We start from the raw sequence: 18104 nt of genomic DNA on the forward strand, positions 1-18104 counted from the left end.
ATGAAAGAGTACCAGACAATCACGGAAGTCAGCGGTCCGCTGGTGTTCGCCGAGGTCGACGAACCCGTCGGGTACGACGAGATGGTCGAGATCGAAACGCCACAGGGCGAGACCCTTCGTGGGCAGGTCCTGGAGTCCAGCGACGGACTCGTCTCGATCCAGGTGTTCGAGGGAACGGGCGGTATCGACCGTAACGCCTCCGTTCGGTTCCTCGGTGAGACGATGAAGATGCCCGTCACCGAGGACCTGCTCGGGCGGGTGCTGGACGGCTCCGGAAACCCGATCGACGGCGGCCCGGAGATCGTTCCCGACGACCGCGTCGACATCGTCGGCGAAGCGATCAACCCCTACTCCCGGGAGTACCCGGAGGAGTTCATCCAGACCGGCGTCTCCGCCATCGACGGCATGAACACGCTGGTCCGGGGCCAGAAGCTGCCGATCTTCTCCGGCTCGGGGCTGCCTCACAACGAGCTCGCGCTCCAGATCGCCCGGCAGGCGACGGTGCCGGAAGAGGAGGAGGGCGACGACGAGGACGGCTCCGAGTTCGCAGTCATCTTCGGCGCGATGGGGATCACCCAGGAGGAGGCAAACGAGTTCATGCAGGACTTCGAGCGCACGGGTGCGCTCGAGCGATCGGTCGTCTTCATGAACCTCGCGGACGACCCGGCCGTCGAGCGCCAGGTCACGCCGCGGCTCGTGCTCACCACGGCCGAGTACCTCGCCTTCGAGAAGGATTACCACGTGCTGGTCATCCTGACCGACATCACCAACTACTGCGAGGCACTGCGCGAGATCGGTGCGGCCCGCGAGGAGGTTCCGGGCCGGCGTGGCTACCCCGGTTACATGTACACCGACCTGGCACAGCTCTACGAGCGTGCGGGCCGGATCGAGGGCAAGGAAGGATCGGTCACGCAGATTCCGATCCTGACGATGCCCGGCGACGACGACACCCACCCGATTCCGGACCTGACCGGCTACATCACGGAGGGGCAGATCGTGATGGACCGGGACCTGAACAGTCAGGGCGTCGAGCCGCCGGTAAACGTCCTGCCGAGCCTCTCGCGGCTGATGGACGACGGGATCGGCGAGGGCCTGACCCGTGAGGACCACGGCGACGTCTCCGACCAGATGTACGCCGCTTACGCGGAGGGTGAAGACCTTCGTGACCTGGTGAACATCGTCGGTCGCGAGGCGCTATCCGAGCGCGACAACAAGTTCCTCGACTTTGCCGACCGCTTCGAGGCGGAGTTCGTCCAGCAGGGGTACGACACCGACCGTTCGATCGAGGAAACACTCGATCTCGGCTGGGACCTGCTGTCGATGCTGCCCAAGGAGGCGCTCAACCGGATCGACGAGGACCTCATCGAGAAGTACTACCGCGACGAGGAAGCCGAGACCGCCGAAGTCGAGGCCTAGCGCGGCGAAACGCCGCAAACGCGTCCGCGGCCTGCAGGTTCGGTTTTTTCAGACGACCGTCGTACACGGCCCGATCACCGATGACTCCGTCCGCCGTCGGAATCAAAACGAACATAACGATCGTTGCTTGAGGTTGACTCGATGCAGAAACCACTGCTCGTCACGGAGTTTCTCGATCGGGCGCGAACCCACTACGGCGAGACGGAAGCCGTCGTCGGTACTGACGGCGAACGGTTCACCTACGACGAACTCGGCGAGCGTGCTGATCGGTTCGCCGCGGCGCTGCAGGAGCGCGGTATCGAGAAGGGTGACCGCGTGGCGGTGCTCGACCCGAACACCCACTACCACCTCGCGGCGGCCTACGGCTCGATGCAAATCGGCGCGGTTCACACGCCGCTGAACTACCGGCTCACGCCCGAGGACTTCGCGTACATCCTCGAGGACGCCGGCGTCGACGCCATCTATGCCGACTACGAGTACGCCGACCGGATCGAGGAGATCCGCGACGAGGTACCGACGGAGACGTTCATCACGAACGACGTCGACGCCATCGAAGGCGGGCGATCCTCGTCGGACTCGTCCGACGGTGACTGGGAGGACTTCGAGCAGGTCCTCGAGGACGCCACGCCCGAGTACGACCGTCCTGAAATGCACGAAGACGAGATCATCACGATCAACTACACCTCGGGGACGACGGGCGATCCGAAGGGCGTCTGCCGGACCCATCGTGGCGAGACGATCCACGCCTACCTGGTCGCGGTCCACCAGAACCTCACCGACGACGATATCTACCTCTGGACGCTGCCGATGTTCCACGTCAACGGCTGGGGACATATCTACGCCGTCACGGGGATGGGCGCGAAACACGTCTGTACCCGCGGGGTCGACGCCGAGTGGCTCTTCGAGACGATCCGCGAGGAGGACGTCTCCTACCTCTGTGGGGCGCCGACGGTGTTGAACATGCTGATCGACTACTACGGGGACAACGCAGTCGAGACGACGGGCGCGAACGACGTCCGGATCGCGACCGCGGGGTCGGCGCCGCCGGAGGCGACGCTGCGGACCGTCGAGGACGAGTTCGGCTGGTACCTGAAACACGTCTACGGCGCCACCGAGACCGGGCCGCTGATCACGACCTCGGACGCCCGGCGCCACTTCGACGACGGCAGCGACGGCCGGTTCGCGGTCAAGAAACGCCAGGGACTTGGCTTCATGGGTACCGAGGTTCGGGTCGTCGACGAGGACGGCGAGGACGTTTCCCGGGACGGCGAGACGCTCGGCGAGGTCGTCGTCCGCGGGAACCAGGTCATGGAGAGATACTGGAACAAACCCGAGGAGACCGAGGAGGCCTTCTCGGATCGCGTGGAGGGCTACTACCACACCGGTGACCTCGCGACGATCGACGAGAACGGGATGATCGCGATCCAGGACCGCAAGAAAGATATCATCATCTCCGGCGGGGAGAACATCTCGAGCATCGAACTCGAGGACACCCTCTTCGACCACCCGGAGGTCTCCGACGCTGCCGTCATCCCCTCACCCAGCGAGCAGTGGGGCGAGACGCCGAAGGCGTTCGTCGTTCCGGAGAGCGGCGATCCGGACCAGCCGGGCGTCAGCGAGGACGGCCTCGTCGCGTTCACCCGGGAACACCTCGCGAACTACAAGACCGTCCAGCGAATCGAGTTCGTCGCCGAACTCCCGACGACCGCGACCGGGAAAGTCCAGAAGTACGAACTTCGCGAGCAGGAGTGGGACGAGGAAGAGGGGATGGTCGGTCAGGGGTAGCCGCGCGTCGTCTCGCTTCGAGTCACGGCGCCGGATCGACGGCCAGTGACCGGACGGAGACGGTCGAGACGCCGTCTTCCGCACCAACGAAAACTGTAAACAGTTATCCGACTGGGAACGTAATCCATCCACAAGATGGCCAAGGACGTCAAACCGACCCGCAAGAATCTGATGGAGATCGAGGACCGAATCGAACTCTCCGAGCGCGGGCACGGGACCCTGGAGAAGAAACGGGACGGGCTGATCATGGAGTTCATGGACATCCTGGACAAGGCCCAGGACGTCCGTGGCGACCTCGCCGACGACTACGAGGACGCCCAGAAGAAGATCAACATGGCCCGGGCGATGGAGGGCGACGTCGCCGTTCGGGGCGCCGCCGCGGCCCTGCAGGAACACCCCGAGATCACCACCGAGTCGAAAAACATCATGGGCGTCGTCGTTCCGCAGATCGAGTCCTCGCGAGTCACGAAGAGCCTCGATCAGCGCGGCTACGGGATCATGGGCACCTCCGCGCGCATTGACGAGGCCGCCGAGGCCTACGAGGACCTCCTCGAGAGCATCATCCTCGCCGCCGAGGTCGAGACGGCGATGAAGAAGATGCTCCGGGAGATCGAGACCACCAAACGGCGCGTCAACGAGCTGGAGTTCAAGCTCCTGCCCGACCTCTACGACAGCCAGGAGTACATCGAGCAGAAACTCGAGGAGCAAGAGCGCGAGGAGACGTTCCGGATGAAGAAGATCAAACAGAAAAAAGAGGAAGAAGAGAAGGCTGAGCGCGAGGCCAAAGACGACGTCGAGGAAACCGAGGAGGCCGCGACCGGCGACACCGCTGGGACCGAATCCGAGGAGATGGGGCAGTCGACCGCGGGCGGCGTCCCCGGCGGCGACTGAGACCCGATGGCCTGTTCGGCGTGTGGTTCCGACGCGACGATCGCACTCTCCCTTTCTGCCGAGTACCGCGACCACGCGCCGTCGAACGCCGCGATAATTAGCGTCTGCACGCGCTGTCTCACTGTCGATCCAGTCGAGCCCGCCGCCGAGCCCGCCGACCCCGACTTCGGCCGGATCAGCGACGCCGTCCCGACCCGTCCCGAGCGGGCAGTTCCGCTGGTTCTCGCGATCGATCTGTGCTCGTCGCTTGCGACCAACCGCGCCGCGATCTAGTCGCTGCTCGAGGACGTCGAACGCGCCGGAGCGGACCCGTTGCTGGTGATCGATCGACTCGTCGCGGATCCCGACCTCGAGCCGGCCGTCGACCTCGAACGGCGACGCCACCAGCTCGAACAGTTGCTGTACTGACGGCGAGAGCCGCTAACCGCTACCGCTACTTCGCAGTCGGCGTCACGTTGTCGCTGACGGCCTGTTTGACCTGCAAGGCGGCGCTGGCTGCCAGTCCGCGGGCGACCTCGTCGCGCTCGTCGGCCGGGATGAGCTCCTCGGCCGCGTCCTCGAGGTCGGGACGGAAGCCGGCGCTGACGGGGTGACCGACCGGGGGCTGGACGGCGACGGTGACCTGGAAGCCGGCCTGACCAGTGGCGACGTCGGCGTCGACGACGTACTCGTCGGGCAGAAACTCCCGGGTTCGGGCGGCGATCCGCGAAACGTCGCGGCTGAGCGTTCGCTTCTGGGTCCGCGAGAGCTCGGGCACGTCCGCCGCGGCGCGCTGACCGGCACCAGTCTCGCCCGGCAGCCCTGCATACGGCGTATTTCCGTTCATGAGAAGTTGTATCCTGTGTATAGGGCTTCCGAGTGAAAAGCGTTCGCTTTGAGGCAGCTCAACAGATCGGCTCGCTTTCGCCGTAAACCGCAAGCGCCAGCGCCGTCGTGTACGTCCCCGCCTCGGCTCGGCTGCTTTCGACGATGACGCTTGGCTCGTCGAACGGCCAGTCTCGCAGCTCCTGGCCGGACTCGAGACCCTCCCGGACGCGACGTTCGACGTCCTCGCGGTCCATCTCGCCGGACGTCTCGTAGAACAGCCCCGGTCCGCCGTCGACGGACTGGTTCCAGGCCAGTGCCGCGCTCGCCCGGCCCGGCCCGGCGGTGGTCGCACGCGCTTCGACGACCGTCAGACGCTCGCCGACCGGGCCCAGATCGGGCGCGGTGCCGACGGCCTCGACGTCAGTGTTCGCCGGGATAACGGACGACACCGAGACGAGGTTGTAGTTCTCGACGCCGGCTGCGGCCAGCGCGGCGTCGTAAGAGGCCATCTTCGTGGGCGCCGAGCCGGTTCCCCAGACGACGCGAATCATGCTCATGGCTGCGGTTGGGGCCGCGCGGCGTAAGGCGTTGCGATCCGTCGCTACGGGAGGCCACTCCGCGTCTGTGAACGGCGAAGAGAGAACGACGTCCTACTGGTAGAAGTAGCCCGCAGAGGAGACGACGTCGCTCGAGTCGTCCTCCTCGATCTTCTCCAAGGCGTCCCGGAAGTCCTGCTGGCGGACCTCCTCGCGTTCGTTCCGGATCGCGAACATCCCGGCCTCGGTGGCGAGGCTCTCGATGTCCGCGCCGGAGTACCCCTCCGTATCGTCGGCCAGCGCCGAGAAGTCGACGTCGTCGGCGACGTTCATGCCGCGGGTGTGGATCGAGAGGATCTGCTCGCGACCCTCCCGGTTAGGCTCGGGAACCTCGATGAGACGATCGAACCGGCCCGGCCGGAGGATCGCGCGATCGAGCATGTCGAAGCGGTTGGTTGCAGCGATGATGCGGATCTCACCGCGGGCCTCGAAACCGTCCATCTCGCTGAGGAGTTGCATCATCGTCCGCTGGACCTCGGCGTCGCCGGAGGTCTTGGACTCGGTGCGGGTGGTGGCGACGGCGTCGATCTCGTCGATGAAGATGATAGCGGGCTCGCGCTCGCGGGCCATCTCGAAGAGGTCCCGGACGAGCCGGGAGCCCTCGCCGATGAACTTCCGGACGAGTTCGGAGCCGGCCATCTTGATGAAGGTGGCGTCGGTCTCGTGAGCGACCGCCTTCGCGAGCATCGTCTTCCCTGTCCCCGGCGGCCCGTGTAGGAGCACGCCGCTTGGCGGATCGATGCCGACCTCCTCGAACATCTCGGGGTTGGTCAGGGGCTGCTCGACGGCCTCTCGGACCTCCTGGATCTGCTCGTCGATCCCGCCGATATCCGTGTAATCGACCTCCGGTCGCTCGGTGATCTCCATCGCCTGGGCGCGGGCGTCGGTCTCGGCCTCGAGGATCGTCTGGATTCCAAAGGAGTCGTTGACGGCGACGCGGTCGCCGGCCTCGACGCGCTCGAGCAGCCGCGGGGAGACGTCCGTCAGCACCTCCTGGTTGTTGCCGTGCTGTTTGACGATGACTTCCTCGTCGATTACGTCCTCGACGGTCGCGATGTACAGCGAGGAACTCTTCAGCGTCTCGTTCTCGCGTTCGACCCGGTCTGCTTTCTCCTGCAGGCGCTGTCTGCGGCCCTCGGCTTCGTCGAGCTGCTCGGAGAGCTGCTCGTTGACGTCGGCGAGGTCCTCGAAGTGGTCGCGAAGCGCCTCGAGTCGCTCGTCGTCGGGGAGATCGGGATCGATCTCGCGGTGGGGTCGGTCGGGGATAGACGGGCTTCGAGACATCTGTTATAGGCGGTTAGTTTTCGACGATAAATGTGCCTTTGGGTCCCGGAGGAAGATCGTCGCCGAATTCCGTTGCTCGAGGACGGACGAATCCGTTCACGGGCTACTCGAGATCGAGCTGGGAGACGGGGTACTCGAAGAGCCGCTCGCCCGTCTCGCCACAGGAGACGGCGATGACCTCGTGGGAGCGACAGCACGACTCGACGGTCTCCTCGCCCATGACGACCTCGCCCCCGCTCGTCGGACAGGTCTCGAGGAACAGTCGCAGGCCGTTGAGCAACTCGCCTTTCGTCCGGGGCTCGTAGCTCGGCCAGTCGTCGTCCCGGGACTCGAGGACGCGGGCGGCGGTGACGTCGGCGACGAGGGCGGCCTGCGAGGGCCACTTGCCGAGCAGCCGTCCGTCCCGCCGAAGCGTCCGCGCGTCGTCGCCGTGGCTGTCGATCTCGAACTCGCCAGCGTCGACATCGAACCCCAGCGCCGCGGCGGCGTCCGCGGCCGCGAGGACGTCGGCGTCGACCCGGTCGATCGCCGCGCTCCAGTCGTCCTCGAACGACGCGGTCAGACAGAGGTCGTCGATCTCCGCGCATGGTTCGACGACGCCGGTTTCGAGGAAGTACGTCTCGGGGTCGGATGACTGCGGACGGTCGGTGTCGTCCTGGCGCCCGCGTTCGGAAGCAGCGCCGTCGACCCCCGGGGTCGCGCTCGAGAGCGCGGCGTCCTCGCGCTCGGGATCGGGGTCGGCCGCGTCCTCGCCCGCGCCGAGTCCGCTGTGCAGTTCCGGCTCGGGGTCCTTGCCGAACAGGCGCAGCACCGAGGACGGCAGGTAGCGCTTCGTCAGTTCGGGCGTTCCCGGGACGAGGTACCCCCGCAGCCAGATCGCGGCGGCGGAGACGCCGACGGCGACCAGGCCCGCGGCTCTGGATCGGCGAGCGAGGACGGCACCGATCGCGGCGGCGATCGCAGCGTTGAGTGCCGTACACGGCGTACACCGGTTCTCGCCCGTGTACTCCGGCTGTCGAAGGATGTCGACGATTCGCTCTCGCATTCTTTCGAAACGTCAACCGGTAATCGTATCGCTCTTTCGGTGGTTCCGTCGGATCCGACAGCCCGAGGACGAACGATATATCGGCCCCGCGTTCGTCCGGGCGAACGTGAACCGGGAACGTCGGCGGCCGCTGATCGTCGCCTCGCACGGGCTCGCCGGGATCGCGATGGTCGGCTACGGGCTGCTCGTCGAGGAACTCCTCGTCGCTGGCTTCGGCGCGGTACTGATCGCGGTCGGAGTCGCGTACCTTCGGCTCGACCGCTGACGGAAACGTAGCGTCGGCAGCGGTCTACGCGAGCAGTTCCTCGAGTTCGTCGAGGCGCTGGCCGTAGGTTTCGAGCGCGCGGCCGATCGGCTCCGCGCTCCCCATATCGACGCCGGCGATCCGTAGCAGCTCGAGGGGGTACTCGCGGGAGCCCCGTCGGAGAAAGTCGAGGTAGCTCTCGGCTGCCTCCTGGCCGTCGTCCTCGATGCCGTCGGCGATCGCCAGCGCGGCGGAGATCCCCGTCGAGTACTGATAGACATAGAAGGCCCGGTAGAAGTGGGGAATGCGCATCCACTCGCGGGCGATGCGGTCGTCGATCGCGGCCGGCTCGTAGTACCGTTCCTTGAGTCCGCCGTAGATCTCGTCGAGGCGGTCGGCGGTGAGCGGTTCGCCCTGCTCCTCGAGGCGGTGGGCCTCGTGTTCGAACTCCGCGAACAGCGTCTGGCGATACAGCGTCGAGCGAACCCGTTCGAGGAACTCGTTCAGGACGTGCTTGCGGAAGTGCGGGTCCTTGACGGTCTCGAGGAGGTGGCTCGTCAACAACGCCTCGTTGACCGTGCTGGCGACCTCGGCCACGAAGATCTCGTAGTCGGAGTAGACGTAGGGCTGTTCTTCCCTCGTGAGCTCGGAGTGCATGGAGTGACCCAGCTCGTGGGCCAGGGTGTACATCGAGGCGATGTCGTCCTGGTAGTTCATCAGGATAAAGGGCTGGGTGTCGTACGTCCCGCCAGAGTACGCGCCCGACTGTTTCCCCTCGCTCTCGTAGACGTCGACCCAGCGCGAATCGAGTCCCTCGTCGACGCGGGACCGGTACTCCTCGCCCAGGGGCTCGAGCGCGTCGACGACGTACTCGGTCGCCTGGTCGTACTCGACCGTCGGCCCCTCGTCTGCGGTCAGGGGCATGTACAGGTCCCACATCCGCAGCTCGTCGACCTCGAGCGCATCGCGTTTGAGCTCGGCGTGGCGGTGGAGCTTGTCGAGGTTGTCGTTGACGGTGTCGACGAGGTTGTCGTAGACTTCGACGGGGACGTTCGGCCCGTCGAGGGCCGCCTCGCGGGCGGTGTCGTAGTCACGCGCCCGGGCCATCTTGACGTCGGCCTTGACGCTGTTCTTGTAGGACGCCGCGACCGTGTTCCGGACGTCGCTCCACTCGTCGAAGTACGCCTCGTAGACTTCCTTGCGGAACTCGCGGTCGGGACGCTTGAGCAGGTTCGTGAAGTTGCTCTGGGTGATCTCGACGGGCTCGCCCGAGGGGTCCTCGACGGTCGGGAACGACATGTCCGCGTTCGAGAGCATGTTGTACACCTCTCCCGTCGCGCCCGTTACTTCGCTCAGGTCGGCCAACAGCGCCTCGACCTCCGACGATCGCGTGTGGGGTTTCATCCGCAACACGTCGTCGACGTAGTGGTCGTAGGTCTGGAGTTCGGGAACGTCGTCGACCATCGCCTCGAACTCCTCGCGGGTCAGCTCCTGGAGTTCGGGCTCGATGAACGACGCGGCCGACTGGGCGTCGGCCGCAAGCGACTGTGCCCGGGCGGTCATCGCCTGGGCCTCCTGGTCGGTCGTGTCCTCGTCGCGTCGCATCCGCGCGTAGGAAAACACCGTCGCCACCTCCCGCATGATCTCGTCGCGAAGCTCGAGGACGGCATACAGCGTCTCGGCGTCCTCGGTCGCCTCCCCCTCGTAGGCTTCGAGTTCGTCGACGCGCTCGGCGACCGCCTCGTAGGCCTCCTCCCAGTCGTCGTCGGTCGCGTAGATGCTCTCGAGATCCCACGTGTACTCCTCGTCGATCTCCGAGCGCTCCGGAACGGAACTCATGGACGGCAGTTCGGAACGAAGCTGGTAAAGGGTATCGAAGCCCCACATCGACCACCCGACGGCTTTTGATCGTCGACGCGAAACGCCAGGATATGGACGACGACGCCGGAGCGACGACTCGCGACCGCGACCCGACCCTCGAGCGAGCGCTCGGCCGCGCGTGGGCCGACGACCGACCCTGGGAGCTGCTGACCCGACTGACGGCACTTCCCCACCGGATGGGGGGATCCCCGAGCGAACGGCGAGCCGCAGCGATCGTCGGGGACGCTCTCGAGGACGCGGGCGTCTCGGGGCGCCGAACCGACGAGTTCCCGATGCAGTACTGGGAGCGGGGGGCGACCGAGTTCGCGATTACCGACGTCGACGACGGCGCGGCCGACGCCGTCGCGAGTGAGCGTTCCTTCGAGGCGACGGCGCTCCCGTACTGTCCGCCGGGCGACCTCGAGGGACCGCTGGTCGACGTCGGCTACGGCACCCCCGAAGAGATCGAGGACGTCGACCTCCAGGGTACGATCGCGGTCGCGAGCACGACGACGCCCCCGGAGCGGCGGTTCGTCCACCGGATGGAGAAGTTCGGCCACGCGGTCGCTGCGGGGGCCGAGGCCTTCGTCTTCGCTAACCACGTCCCCGGCCAGCTACCGCCGACGGGCGCCCTGAAGTTCGATGCCGAGGCCGCGATTCCCGGCGTCGGCGTCAGCGCCGAAACCCACGACTGGCTCGTCGAGTACGCCGACCGCGGCGCCCGGGCTCGGCTGCGCGTCGACGCCGCGACGACCGACGGCACGAGCCGGAACGTCCACGGGACGCTGGGCCCCGAGACCGACGAGGAAGTCCTCGTTCTGGCCCACTACGACGCCCACGACATCGCCGAGGGCGCGCTGGACAACGGCTGCGGGATCGCGACCGTCGCCGGCGCCGCGTCGATTCTGGCCGACATCGAGGACGTCCTCGACTGTCGGGTTCGGATCGCCGGGGTCGGCTGCGAGGAGATCGGGCTGCTGGGCGCCGAGGCGCTGGCCCTGGACGTCGACCCCGAGTCGGTACGGGCGGTCGTCAACGTCGACGGCGCCGGCCGTTTCCGGAATCTGAAGGCGCTCTCGCACGCCTCGGCGACGCTGGCGGACCTCGCGGCGGACGTCGCCGAGTCGGTCGGTCAGCCGATCGTTCACGACCGTGACCCGCACCCGTTCAGCGACCACTGGCCGTTCCTCCGGGCGGGTGTCCCCTCGCTACAGCTTCACAGCGAGCCGGCCGACGGCGGGGAGCGCGGGCGGGGCTGGGGCCACACCGCGGCCGACACCCGCGACAAGGTCGAGCCGCGCAACCTGCGGGAGCACGCTATGCTGACCGCGCTACTGGTCCGCGAGCTGACCCGGACCGAGGTCCCACGGGTGTCGGCCGACGAGCTTCGCGAGCGCTTCGAGGCCCAGAACTACGTCGCCGGGATGCGCGCGGCCGAGGTCTGGCCGTCGGAGTGGGACTGAGACCCGCCCCGACACCGTGGTGCGGTTGCGAGCACATGCAGGCTGTATCGGTTTGCCCGTTCTCGACGAGCATGAGAACATGACATTCGACCCACCAGTTTCGTGTCCGGTCTGCGAGGAGGTACTGGAGCTAGACCGGGATCTCGAGGAGCATCTGGTCGGCAAACACACCCAGCGGGAGGTCGTTCGGTACGTCGTCTCGCGGGAGGAGCGAGCCGAGATCGGGTCGGTCGGTGAGTCCGCGGCACCGAACTAGCCGTTTTCAGCGCATTTCCGCGTCGACGGCGGTTCTGACGACCCGGGCGATTCCGAGCATCGCGACGACACAGCCGACGAAGGTCACCGCTCCGAACAGGAACACTCCGACCGCGATCGGTCCGCCCTCGGACTGGGCGAACAGCGTCGAGATGACGAATCGATAACTCAGAACGACCAGCACGACGCCCGCGGCGACGTAGATCGAGGCGCGCCAGTAGGCGCCGTACTCCTCCGGCGAGAGCTCCATACCCGTCCGTCGAACGGGGGCGTGAAAAACGCTCTCCCCGAGTCACCGCAGCCCGTCCCCGAGTTCGCCCGCGACCCGGGCCCCCGTCCGTCGCTCGACCCGACGGGCGTCGAACACCGTCCGAGCGCTCGCTGCGGCCGTCTCGTCGACCGTAAACTCGAGGCCGGGGTAGTCGACGTCGGTAAGCACGAGCGGCTCGGGCGGGGCCGGTGCGATCCCCTCGTGGCCGGGCAACGGCTCGGGCGCGAGCGCGCGCTCGAGGTCCGCACGCGTACGCTCGCCGGCCCCGACCGCACGCGCGAGCGAGACGAGCCGACGGACGAGTTCGCGGGCGAAACCGTCGGCCGTCACGGTGACGACGAGGTAGTTGCCGTCCCGCGTCGCCTCGAGGGTCGGTGAGCGCTCGGTGTTGTGATTGTCGGGCGTGAGGTTGTGAAAGTCGTGGGCATCCGAGAGCGCGTCACAGGCCGCGTGGAACCGCTCGTCGTCGACCCGCGAGGACGTCGCCGTCGCCTCGGGGTCGTCGACGTCCTCGGCGGGGTGGGCCGGGGGAGCGTGGAGGTGGTAGGTGTACTCGCGCCGGCTCGCGTGGTGGGTCGCGTGGAAGTCGGCGGGCGCGTCGGCGACCGCCCAGGCCCGGACGTCGGCGGGGAGTTCGCCGTTAAACGCCCGCGGCGCGAGCCAGTCGGGCGCCTCGAACGCGATCGTCTGGGAGAGCGCCGAGACGCCCGCGTCGGTTCGGCCCGCCGCCGCGTACCCCGTCGGTTTGTCGGCGTCGGGCTCGAGGACGCCATGCGCCCGCAACGCGTCGAACAGGACGTCCTCGACGGTCGGGACGTCGGGCTGGGGCTGGCGCTGGAAGCCGCGGTAGTCGCTTCCGTCGTAGGCGATCCGGTACGCGCGCATCGGCATCGCGTAACCCTAGGGGAGCCGACGTGTTAGCTGTAATGGAGGGCGCTAAGCCCCCTTTCCTCAACGCCCGAGCAACGCGAGGGCGTAGGGAGGGGATACAGCGCCCGCCAGCTCGGCCAACACGTTTAATCCAGCACGACGATCCCGTTTGTTCCACCCAAAATCAGTGAACCCTGTGGCCAAAACAAGGTGAAGTACCTCGGGGACAAGCCCTGAGGCTTCACCGTTTTGCCCATGCCGTCCAGAAACGGACGGGTGGGCGCAGGCGAATTTAATTCCCCTCGACCTTCCCGAAATGGGTCGGTTGGAATTAACACCCGAACGCTCGGTGCGTCCGTGGGGGTCGGTCGCTCCACCACGACCCGACAACACCCGTCTCACCACGTCAAGGACGCGGGTTTTGAGAGGTGTCGCATTCCTCGCAACTGCGCGCAGTTGCTTCGGATTACGGTCTTTAATCCACGTCGCAACTGTACTCGTCAATACGGTGGGATGCGTCATATAGCTTACGCGATTCTCCCTCGGGGTCAAGCCCCGAGGCACTCTCGCTGTATCTCTGTAGAATTTTCTTTCCCGATAGTATGCCGCATTATCGATTGGCAAGCCTGAATAGATTGGAGAAACTGGGAATGGTATGTCATTCAATTCACCTAATGAACAGAAATGGGCAGAGCGGTGGGATCAGTTATTTGATGTTCTTTCGGCCGAGCCACGACGAGAGATCATTATTTCGTTGCGGGATGCGCCCCCGGATCAACGGGTTCCACTACCTGACGCTGCAGAGTCGCCCAACCAATCAATGGATTCCGAAACGTTAGCCATCAAGCTGCGACATCACCACCTTCCGAAGCTCGCCGACGTAGGATACGTTCATTGGGAGTCTGAACCGTTCTGTGCCCAGCGTGGACCCAATTTTGCCGAAGCGGAATTCATCGTTGAGAAGGTGTTCGAATCGATAGAGGAGATTCCCGATTCCTTGCTCAAAAACTGTCGGGTTTTAGGGGAACTAGGTGCAGATGACTGAGACTGACCTCGTCGTCAAAGTCGTCGAAGCGATAGCTAACGTGGATGGCGTAGATCAAGAAGAACTCGACCCGCTTTACACATACATCGACCCAGGAATGTTAGAGAATCTATCTGGACCAGAAAAGGGCGAATGGAGCTTTACGTTCCAATATGCTGCTCATCAAGTCACCATAACCCAGGACGAACAGATATTCGTTGACGGAGAACTGTATACCTCGAGCAAGGTGACGCGGTGAAGTACCTCGGGGTCAAGCCCCGAGGCACTCTCGCTGTATCTCTGTAGAAGATATGCGACCATACTTGATCCAATCACTTTGCTTTGGGCCGGAATTCTTGCCAGGTTAAAGTCTGACTCTAAATATTCATCAATTGTCCTACCAGTTAGGGGACAGATCGCAGCACGCGCCGTTAGATCCTTCGCCTGTACTGATCAATCGCCACTGTCTCAAATTAAGCCGGATCTCGTGCAACATTCGCGCGCTGTATTCAGCACGGTTCTATCAACACCACGGATAGCTGATAGAAGTAACAGCGTTACGTTCGCACGCTCTCCATAACGATCGACCGTTCTGGGTTCGACATCACGACCAGACAAAAAATCGGATTACCAACTACCGGTAACGGAAATCCGGTTTTACGCTTAGTCCGACGCTTCCGCCGCCGCAACCGGTTCGACGGCGATCTCCATCGTCACGCCCTCGACCTCCCACTCCTTGCGGTGGCCGTCCTCGACGGTCCGGAGCTCGTCGGCTCGGACGAACTCCGTTACGCCAGCGGCGTCCGCTCGACGACCTGCCCGTCGTATGTTGGATACCGCGTCGCGAACTTTTTCCGTTCGGGTGCGCCCTTGGCGCACCACTCACGCAAAAACTTCGATGAAAAAGACCGCTCGCTCACGCTGTTCGCTCGCGGTACAGAAGTCACGCCAGCGGCGTCCGCTCGACGACCTGCCCGTCGTATGTTGGATACTGCTCGACGATCTCGCCGTCCTCGAGATCCCCTTCCTCGATCATCTCCTCTAAGAGCCACCAGGCGACCTCGACGTGGTCGGATTTGACGGTGTAGAACTCCTCGGGGACGCCGAGCTCGACGAACTGCTGGGGATCGGCGTACGTCTTCCCGTAGACGAGCGTGCCGTCGTCGGTGACGTCGTCGAACTCCCGGCGGACGTTACGGGCGGCCCGCTTCAGTCGACGGCGGTGCTGGGCCGCGTCCTTGAAAACGGAGGTACAGAAGTAGACCCGTTCGTGGTCGCCCATCACTTCGAGGATCTCCTCGCGGGAGCCGTCGACGGCGCTCATGTGACCCTCCTTGAGCTCGTATCCCTCCTCTTGCATCCGGCGGTAGTTCCCGTCGGACATCTCGAACTCGTTGACGTTACAGAAGTCGGCGGCACCCTCGTCGAGAAACTCGAGGAACTCCTCCTCGGCGCGGATGCCGGGGATCTCGAAGGCCGGCGTTAGCCCCTCCTCGCGGGCGATGTAGAGAATCTCCTCCCACTCAGTGCCGTGCATGTCGCCCCACAGCTCGTAGGGCGGGTGGAAGCGGATCTCGTCTAAGCCGGCTTCCGAGAGTTTGCGCATGTTCTCGCGACCGCCCGTGATTCCGGTGTAGAGGTGGGTGTGGTGGTCCTCGCCGAACTCCTCCTTGAGCAGTTCGAGGTAGTGACAGGTGCGCTCTAAGGCCTCCTGGGGTTCGCCGCCGGTGATCGAGGTTCCCAGAGCGTCCATCCGGTGGGCCTCCTCGAGGACGTCCGCGTCGTCCTCGACCTGCCGTTCGTTCGCGTAGACGTCGGTGACGTTCTTGCGGTTCTCGCCGAGCGGGCAGTAAAAGCAGTCGCGCTGGTCGCAGTAACCGTAGACGAACAGCACCATCTTGCCGCCTTTCGCGCACTGCTCACAGCCCTTCGATATCATTCGATGGGACGTAACCGGCCAAGCCCCAAAAACTGTGCGGAACGGCCGCGTCCGATCCTGTCCGAGGTTCACACGGGCCGATCAGCGACGATGGCCCGGAGTTTCGTCGCTCCCAGAAGACCGAAATACCGTGGTATCCAACCACGACCCGATGCTGTTGGTCCTGTGTGTCGATCTCGACGACGACCTCGGCCGGAAGACCGAGTTCACGACGCCGGTGATCGGTCGGGACGCCGTCGAGGAGGCAGCCGTCGCGCTGGCGACCACGGACCCCGAGGACTCCGACGTCAACGTCGCCTTCCAGGGTGTCCACATCTACGACGACCTCGCCGCTCGCGGCGAGAGCGTCGAGGTCGCCATCGTCACGGGCAACGAGGACGGCGACGTCGACGCCAACCGCGAGGTCGGCGACGAGGTCGACACCGTCCTCGCGAGCCTCTCGACGGCCGAGGACGTCACCGCCCTGGTCGTCACCGACGGCGCACAGGACGAGTCGGTGATTCCGGTCATCCGCTCGCGGGTCCCCATCGACGGCGTGCGCCGTGTCGTCGTCAGGCAGGCCCAGAACCTCGAATCGATGTACTACACGTTCAAGCAGGTACTGAACGATCCCGAGACCCGCGGCACCGTCCTCATTCCGATCGGGATCCTCCTGTTGATCTACCCGCTCGCGCTGATCGGCACCGTCCTCGAGATGCCCGGCGTCGTGCTAGGCGTGACCTCGACGCTGCTTGGCTTCTACCTGATCTCCCGGGGGCTCGGGCTCGGCGAGCGCCTCGACGAGGCCGTCGAGGGCGCCAGGCGGTCGCTGTACGCCGGCCGAACGACACTGCTTGCGTACGTTGTCGCCGCCGCCCTGCTCGTTCTCGGCGGCGTCAGTGGAGCCAACGAGCTCGAACGGATCCAGGCCGAAGCTGCCGGCGAGGTCGGCGTTCCCGTCATGCTGTCGGCGCTGCTGTACGGCTCGGTCCAGTGGTTCGCCGCCGCCGGCGTCACGACGAGCCTCGGCCAGATCACCGACGAGTACATCGCGGGTCGCCTCGAGTGGCGCTACCTCAACGCACCGTTTTACGTCGTCTCGATCGCGATCGTCCTCTATGCGGTGAGCGCGTACTTCCTGGGTATCGTCGGGCTCACCGTCCTCGCGACCGCGCTGACCGCGGGGACGCTGCTCGGTATCGTGAGCACGCTCACCTTCGCGGTCGCCGAGTCACACTTCTCGGAGGACGATGGCGAGGAGCCACGCCGGACCGAAAGCGCCTGAAGCGGTACGAGCGGCGCTGAACTACTGTTCGCGTTCGACGACGAACTCCGCGAGCTCGCGCAGATACTCCCGTGCCTCCCGGTCGACGGCGTCGACCCGTTCGAGGGCATCGATCGCCCGATCGGCCTCCTCGCGGGCGCGGGCGTTTGCCTCCTCGGGACTGAGATCGGTTACCTGAACCACCGAGGGGCGCTCGAGGGCGGCGTCGTGACCCGTCGGCTTTCCTAGCTCGTCGGGATCGGCGACGGCGTCGAGGACGTCGTCGCGGATCTGGAAGGCGACGCCGACGCGTTCGGCGTACTCGCCGAGCGCCTCCACGGCGAACGGATCCGAGTCGGCCGCGATCGCGCCGAGCTCGGCTGCAGCCCGGAACAGGGCACCGGTCTTTCGCCTGGCGAGGGTCATGTACTCCGCCTCGTTGGTCGGCTGGGAGGCGAGCTCGGTCGCCTCGCCGACGCCGAGCTCGACCATCGCCTCGGCGACGACCTGGGTGGCCTGGGGATCAGCAGAAAAGAGGGCGAACGCCTCCCCGAGCAGTCCGTCGCTGGTGATAATCGCGGGACCGTGACCGAACTCCGCCCAGGCGCTTGTGGTGCCGCGGCGCAGGTCCGAGCGGTCGATAATGTCGTCGATCACCAGCGACGCGTTGTGGACGAGCTCGATCCCGACGCCGAAGTCGACGGCGTCCTCGGGGTCGCCGCCGACGGTCTCGCAGGCAAGCAGCGTCACCATCGGTCGGACGCGCTTGCCCCCCGAGAGCGCGACGTGGCGTACCTCTTCGTTGAGCGTCTCGGGATCGACCCCGTCGACGACGGCGACGAGACGCTCCTCGATCAGCGCCCGTCGGCGCTCCAGCCGTTCCATTACCCGCGCTTAGGAGAGGGCGAAAAAGTAGGTGACGGTTATCGACGGCGCCTCGCGTTCCGCGTTCGGACGTCCCTTGTCGAGCCGGACGGTCGGCTACTGGAACTCTTCGGTAAGTGCGGGGACGACGTCAGAACGACCTTTTTCCACTCGGGTCACTCACTTCGTTCGTGACCTCTCGTGCAAAAATCTCGACCAAAAAGACCGCACTCGCTCCCTCACGGAC

At 65.5% G+C, this 18104-nt stretch carries 19 protein-coding genes and 1 pseudogene; 10 read left to right on the plus strand and 10 right to left on the minus strand.

Features of this window, described 5'->3' with window-relative positions; all coding sequences use genetic code 11:
• The 4 genes and pseudogenes from NATOC_RS11755 to NATOC_RS11770 all read left to right on the plus strand — a co-directional run bounded on the left by NATOC_RS11755 (position 1) and on the right by NATOC_RS11770 (position 4500).
• Positions 1-1416 carry an ATP synthase subunit B gene (locus NATOC_RS11755; RefSeq protein WP_015321670.1) on the plus strand — a complete coding sequence of 472 codons (1416 nt, stop codon included), beginning with the start codon at positions 1-3 and terminating at the stop codon, positions 1414-1416.
• A 141-nt stretch (positions 1417-1557) separates the two neighbouring features.
• Positions 1558-3201: a long-chain-fatty-acid--CoA ligase gene (locus NATOC_RS11760; RefSeq protein ID WP_015321671.1), complete on the plus strand. Its 1644-nt coding sequence runs from the start codon at positions 1558-1560 to the stop codon at positions 3199-3201.
• 135 nt (positions 3202-3336) lie between these two features.
• Entirely contained in the window at positions 3337-4092 is a 756-nt protein-coding gene (locus NATOC_RS11765) for a V-type ATP synthase subunit D (RefSeq protein ID WP_015321672.1), read from the plus strand.
• 6 nt (positions 4093-4098) lie between these two features.
• Positions 4099-4500, plus strand: a pseudogene (locus NATOC_RS11770) (DUF6276 family protein).
• 25 nt (positions 4501-4525) lie between these two features.
• Here the strand turns inward: NATOC_RS11770 and NATOC_RS11775 are convergent.
• From NATOC_RS11775 to NATOC_RS11790, 4 genes are all read right to left on the minus strand, one after another.
• Positions 4526-4918 carry a DUF5811 family protein gene (locus NATOC_RS11775; RefSeq protein WP_015321673.1) on the minus strand — a complete coding sequence of 131 codons (393 nt, stop codon included), beginning with the start codon at positions 4916-4918 and terminating at the stop codon, positions 4526-4528.
• A gap of 58 nt (positions 4919-4976) precedes the next feature.
• Positions 4977-5456 carry a pyruvoyl-dependent arginine decarboxylase gene (locus NATOC_RS11780; RefSeq protein WP_015321674.1) on the minus strand — a complete coding sequence of 160 codons (480 nt, stop codon included), beginning with the start codon at positions 5454-5456 and terminating at the stop codon, positions 4977-4979.
• 93 nt (positions 5457-5549) lie between these two features.
• On the minus strand, positions 5550-6779 hold the full coding sequence (gene pan2, locus NATOC_RS11785; protein WP_015321675.1) for a proteasome-activating nucleotidase Pan2: 1230 nt from the start codon (positions 6777-6779) through the stop codon (positions 5550-5552).
• A 103-nt stretch (positions 6780-6882) separates the two neighbouring features.
• The gene (locus NATOC_RS11790; protein WP_015321676.1) at positions 6883-7824 is read right to left on the minus strand and encodes a hypothetical protein; all 942 of its coding nucleotides are present in this window, start codon (positions 7822-7824) and stop codon (positions 6883-6885) included.
• Between the two features lie 106 nt (positions 7825-7930).
• Here NATOC_RS11790 and NATOC_RS21935 point away from each other — a divergent pair, with 106 nt between their 5' ends.
• Complete coding sequence (locus NATOC_RS21935; protein WP_015321677.1) at positions 7931-8089, plus strand: hypothetical protein; 159 nt, start codon at positions 7931-7933, stop codon at positions 8087-8089.
• Positions 8090-8113: 24 nt separating this feature from the next.
• Here NATOC_RS21935 and pepF read toward each other — a convergent pair whose 3' ends face one another.
• A complete protein-coding gene (gene pepF, locus NATOC_RS11795) occupies positions 8114-9907 on the minus strand; it encodes an oligoendopeptidase F (protein WP_015321678.1) in 1794 nt (597 codons plus the stop codon).
• 92 nt (positions 9908-9999) lie between these two features.
• On the opposite strand from pepF, the gene NATOC_RS11800 reads away from it, so the two are divergent.
• Together NATOC_RS11800 and NATOC_RS22370 are read left to right on the plus strand one after the other, a co-directional pair.
• Complete coding sequence (locus tag NATOC_RS11800; RefSeq protein WP_015321679.1) at positions 10000-11391, plus strand: M28 family metallopeptidase; 1392 nt, start codon at positions 10000-10002, stop codon at positions 11389-11391.
• A 79-nt stretch (positions 11392-11470) separates the two neighbouring features.
• Positions 11471-11647 carry a hypothetical protein gene (locus NATOC_RS22370; protein WP_015321680.1) on the plus strand — a complete coding sequence of 59 codons (177 nt, stop codon included), beginning with the start codon at positions 11471-11473 and terminating at the stop codon, positions 11645-11647.
• 6 nt (positions 11648-11653) lie between these two features.
• Here the strand turns inward: NATOC_RS22370 and NATOC_RS11805 are convergent, their stop codons facing one another.
• On the minus strand, positions 11654-11896 hold the full coding sequence (locus NATOC_RS11805) for a hypothetical protein (RefSeq protein ID WP_015321681.1): 243 nt from the start codon (positions 11894-11896) through the stop codon (positions 11654-11656).
• A 42-nt stretch (positions 11897-11938) separates the two neighbouring features.
• Positions 11939-12808, minus strand: a complete 870-nt coding sequence (gene truA / locus NATOC_RS11810; protein WP_015321682.1) for a tRNA pseudouridine(38-40) synthase TruA — start codon at positions 12806-12808, stop codon at positions 11939-11941.
• 634 nt (positions 12809-13442) lie between these two features.
• Between truA and NATOC_RS21140 the strand changes: the two genes are divergently transcribed.
• The gene (locus NATOC_RS21140) at positions 13443-13832 is read left to right on the plus strand and encodes a DUF7344 domain-containing protein (protein ID WP_015321683.1); all 390 of its coding nucleotides are present in this window, start codon (positions 13443-13445) and stop codon (positions 13830-13832) included.
• Entirely contained in the window at positions 13825-14070 is a 246-nt protein-coding gene (locus tag NATOC_RS11815; RefSeq protein WP_015321684.1) for a HalOD1 output domain-containing protein, read from the plus strand. The genes NATOC_RS21140 and NATOC_RS11815 overlap by 8 nt, the downstream gene beginning before the upstream one ends.
• 404 nt (positions 14071-14474) lie before the next feature.
• On the opposite strand, the gene NATOC_RS11820 is transcribed toward NATOC_RS11815, so the two are convergent.
• Together NATOC_RS11820 and NATOC_RS11825 are read right to left on the minus strand one after the other, a co-directional pair.
• Positions 14475-14690, minus strand: a complete 216-nt coding sequence (locus tag NATOC_RS11820) for a hypothetical protein (RefSeq protein WP_049888758.1) — start codon at positions 14688-14690, stop codon at positions 14475-14477.
• Positions 14691-14754: 64 nt separating this feature from the next.
• Positions 14755-15750, minus strand: coding sequence for a radical SAM protein (locus tag NATOC_RS11825; protein WP_015321685.1), 996 nt, complete (start codon positions 15748-15750; stop codon positions 14755-14757).
• Positions 15751-15901: 151 nt separating this feature from the next.
• Between NATOC_RS11825 and NATOC_RS11830 the strand changes: the two genes are divergently transcribed.
• Complete coding sequence (locus tag NATOC_RS11830; protein WP_015321686.1) at positions 15902-17014, plus strand: DUF373 family protein; 1113 nt, start codon at positions 15902-15904, stop codon at positions 17012-17014.
• 21 nt (positions 17015-17035) lie between these two features.
• On the opposite strand, the gene NATOC_RS11835 is transcribed toward NATOC_RS11830, so the two are convergent.
• Complete coding sequence (locus tag NATOC_RS11835; RefSeq protein WP_015321687.1) at positions 17036-17878, minus strand: polyprenyl synthetase family protein; 843 nt, start codon at positions 17876-17878, stop codon at positions 17036-17038.
• Positions 17879-18104: the final 226 nt, after the last annotated feature.

This window comes from Natronococcus occultus SP4, from assembly GCF_000328685.1.
Classification (GTDB): domain Archaea; phylum Halobacteriota; class Halobacteria; order Halobacteriales; family Natrialbaceae; genus Natronococcus; species Natronococcus occultus.

What these genes read in the sequence shown, in the direction of transcription:
- NATOC_RS11815 (WP_015321684.1), top strand. Translation starts at nt 13,825, where the DNA reads ATGACTGAGACTGACCTCGTCGTCAAAGTCGTCGAAGCGATAGCTAAC.
- NATOC_RS11835 (WP_015321687.1), bottom strand. Translation starts at nt 17,878, where the DNA reads ATGGAACGGCTGGAGCGCCGACGGGCGCTGATCGAGGAGCGTCTCGTC.
- NATOC_RS11825 (WP_015321685.1), bottom strand. Translation starts at nt 15,750, where the DNA reads ATGATATCGAAGGGCTGTGAGCAGTGCGCGAAAGGCGGCAAGATGGTG.
- NATOC_RS11765 (WP_015321672.1), top strand. Translation starts at nt 3,337, where the DNA reads ATGGCCAAGGACGTCAAACCGACCCGCAAGAATCTGATGGAGATCGAG.
- NATOC_RS11790 (WP_015321676.1), bottom strand. Translation starts at nt 7,824, where the DNA reads ATGCGAGAGCGAATCGTCGACATCCTTCGACAGCCGGAGTACACGGGC.
- NATOC_RS11760 (WP_015321671.1), top strand. Translation starts at nt 1,558, where the DNA reads ATGCAGAAACCACTGCTCGTCACGGAGTTTCTCGATCGGGCGCGAACC.
- pan2 (WP_015321675.1), bottom strand. Translation starts at nt 6,779, where the DNA reads ATGTCTCGAAGCCCGTCTATCCCCGACCGACCCCACCGCGAGATCGAT.
- NATOC_RS11780 (WP_015321674.1), bottom strand. Translation starts at nt 5,456, where the DNA reads ATGAGCATGATTCGCGTCGTCTGGGGAACCGGCTCGGCGCCCACGAAG.
- NATOC_RS11830 (WP_015321686.1), top strand. Translation starts at nt 15,902, where the DNA reads ATGCTGTTGGTCCTGTGTGTCGATCTCGACGACGACCTCGGCCGGAAG.
- NATOC_RS22370 (WP_015321680.1), top strand. Translation starts at nt 11,471, where the DNA reads ATGACATTCGACCCACCAGTTTCGTGTCCGGTCTGCGAGGAGGTACTG.
- NATOC_RS11755 (WP_015321670.1), top strand. Translation starts at nt 1, where the DNA reads ATGAAAGAGTACCAGACAATCACGGAAGTCAGCGGTCCGCTGGTGTTC.
- NATOC_RS11805 (WP_015321681.1), bottom strand. Translation starts at nt 11,896, where the DNA reads ATGGAGCTCTCGCCGGAGGAGTACGGCGCCTACTGGCGCGCCTCGATC.
- pepF (WP_015321678.1), bottom strand. Translation starts at nt 9,907, where the DNA reads ATGAGTTCCGTTCCGGAGCGCTCGGAGATCGACGAGGAGTACACGTGG.
- NATOC_RS21140 (WP_015321683.1), top strand. Translation starts at nt 13,443, where the DNA reads ATGTCATTCAATTCACCTAATGAACAGAAATGGGCAGAGCGGTGGGAT.
- NATOC_RS11775 (WP_015321673.1), bottom strand. Translation starts at nt 4,918, where the DNA reads ATGAACGGAAATACGCCGTATGCAGGGCTGCCGGGCGAGACTGGTGCC.
- NATOC_RS11800 (WP_015321679.1), top strand. Translation starts at nt 10,000, where the DNA reads ATGGACGACGACGCCGGAGCGACGACTCGCGACCGCGACCCGACCCTC.
- truA (WP_015321682.1), bottom strand. Translation starts at nt 12,808, where the DNA reads ATGCCGATGCGCGCGTACCGGATCGCCTACGACGGAAGCGACTACCGC.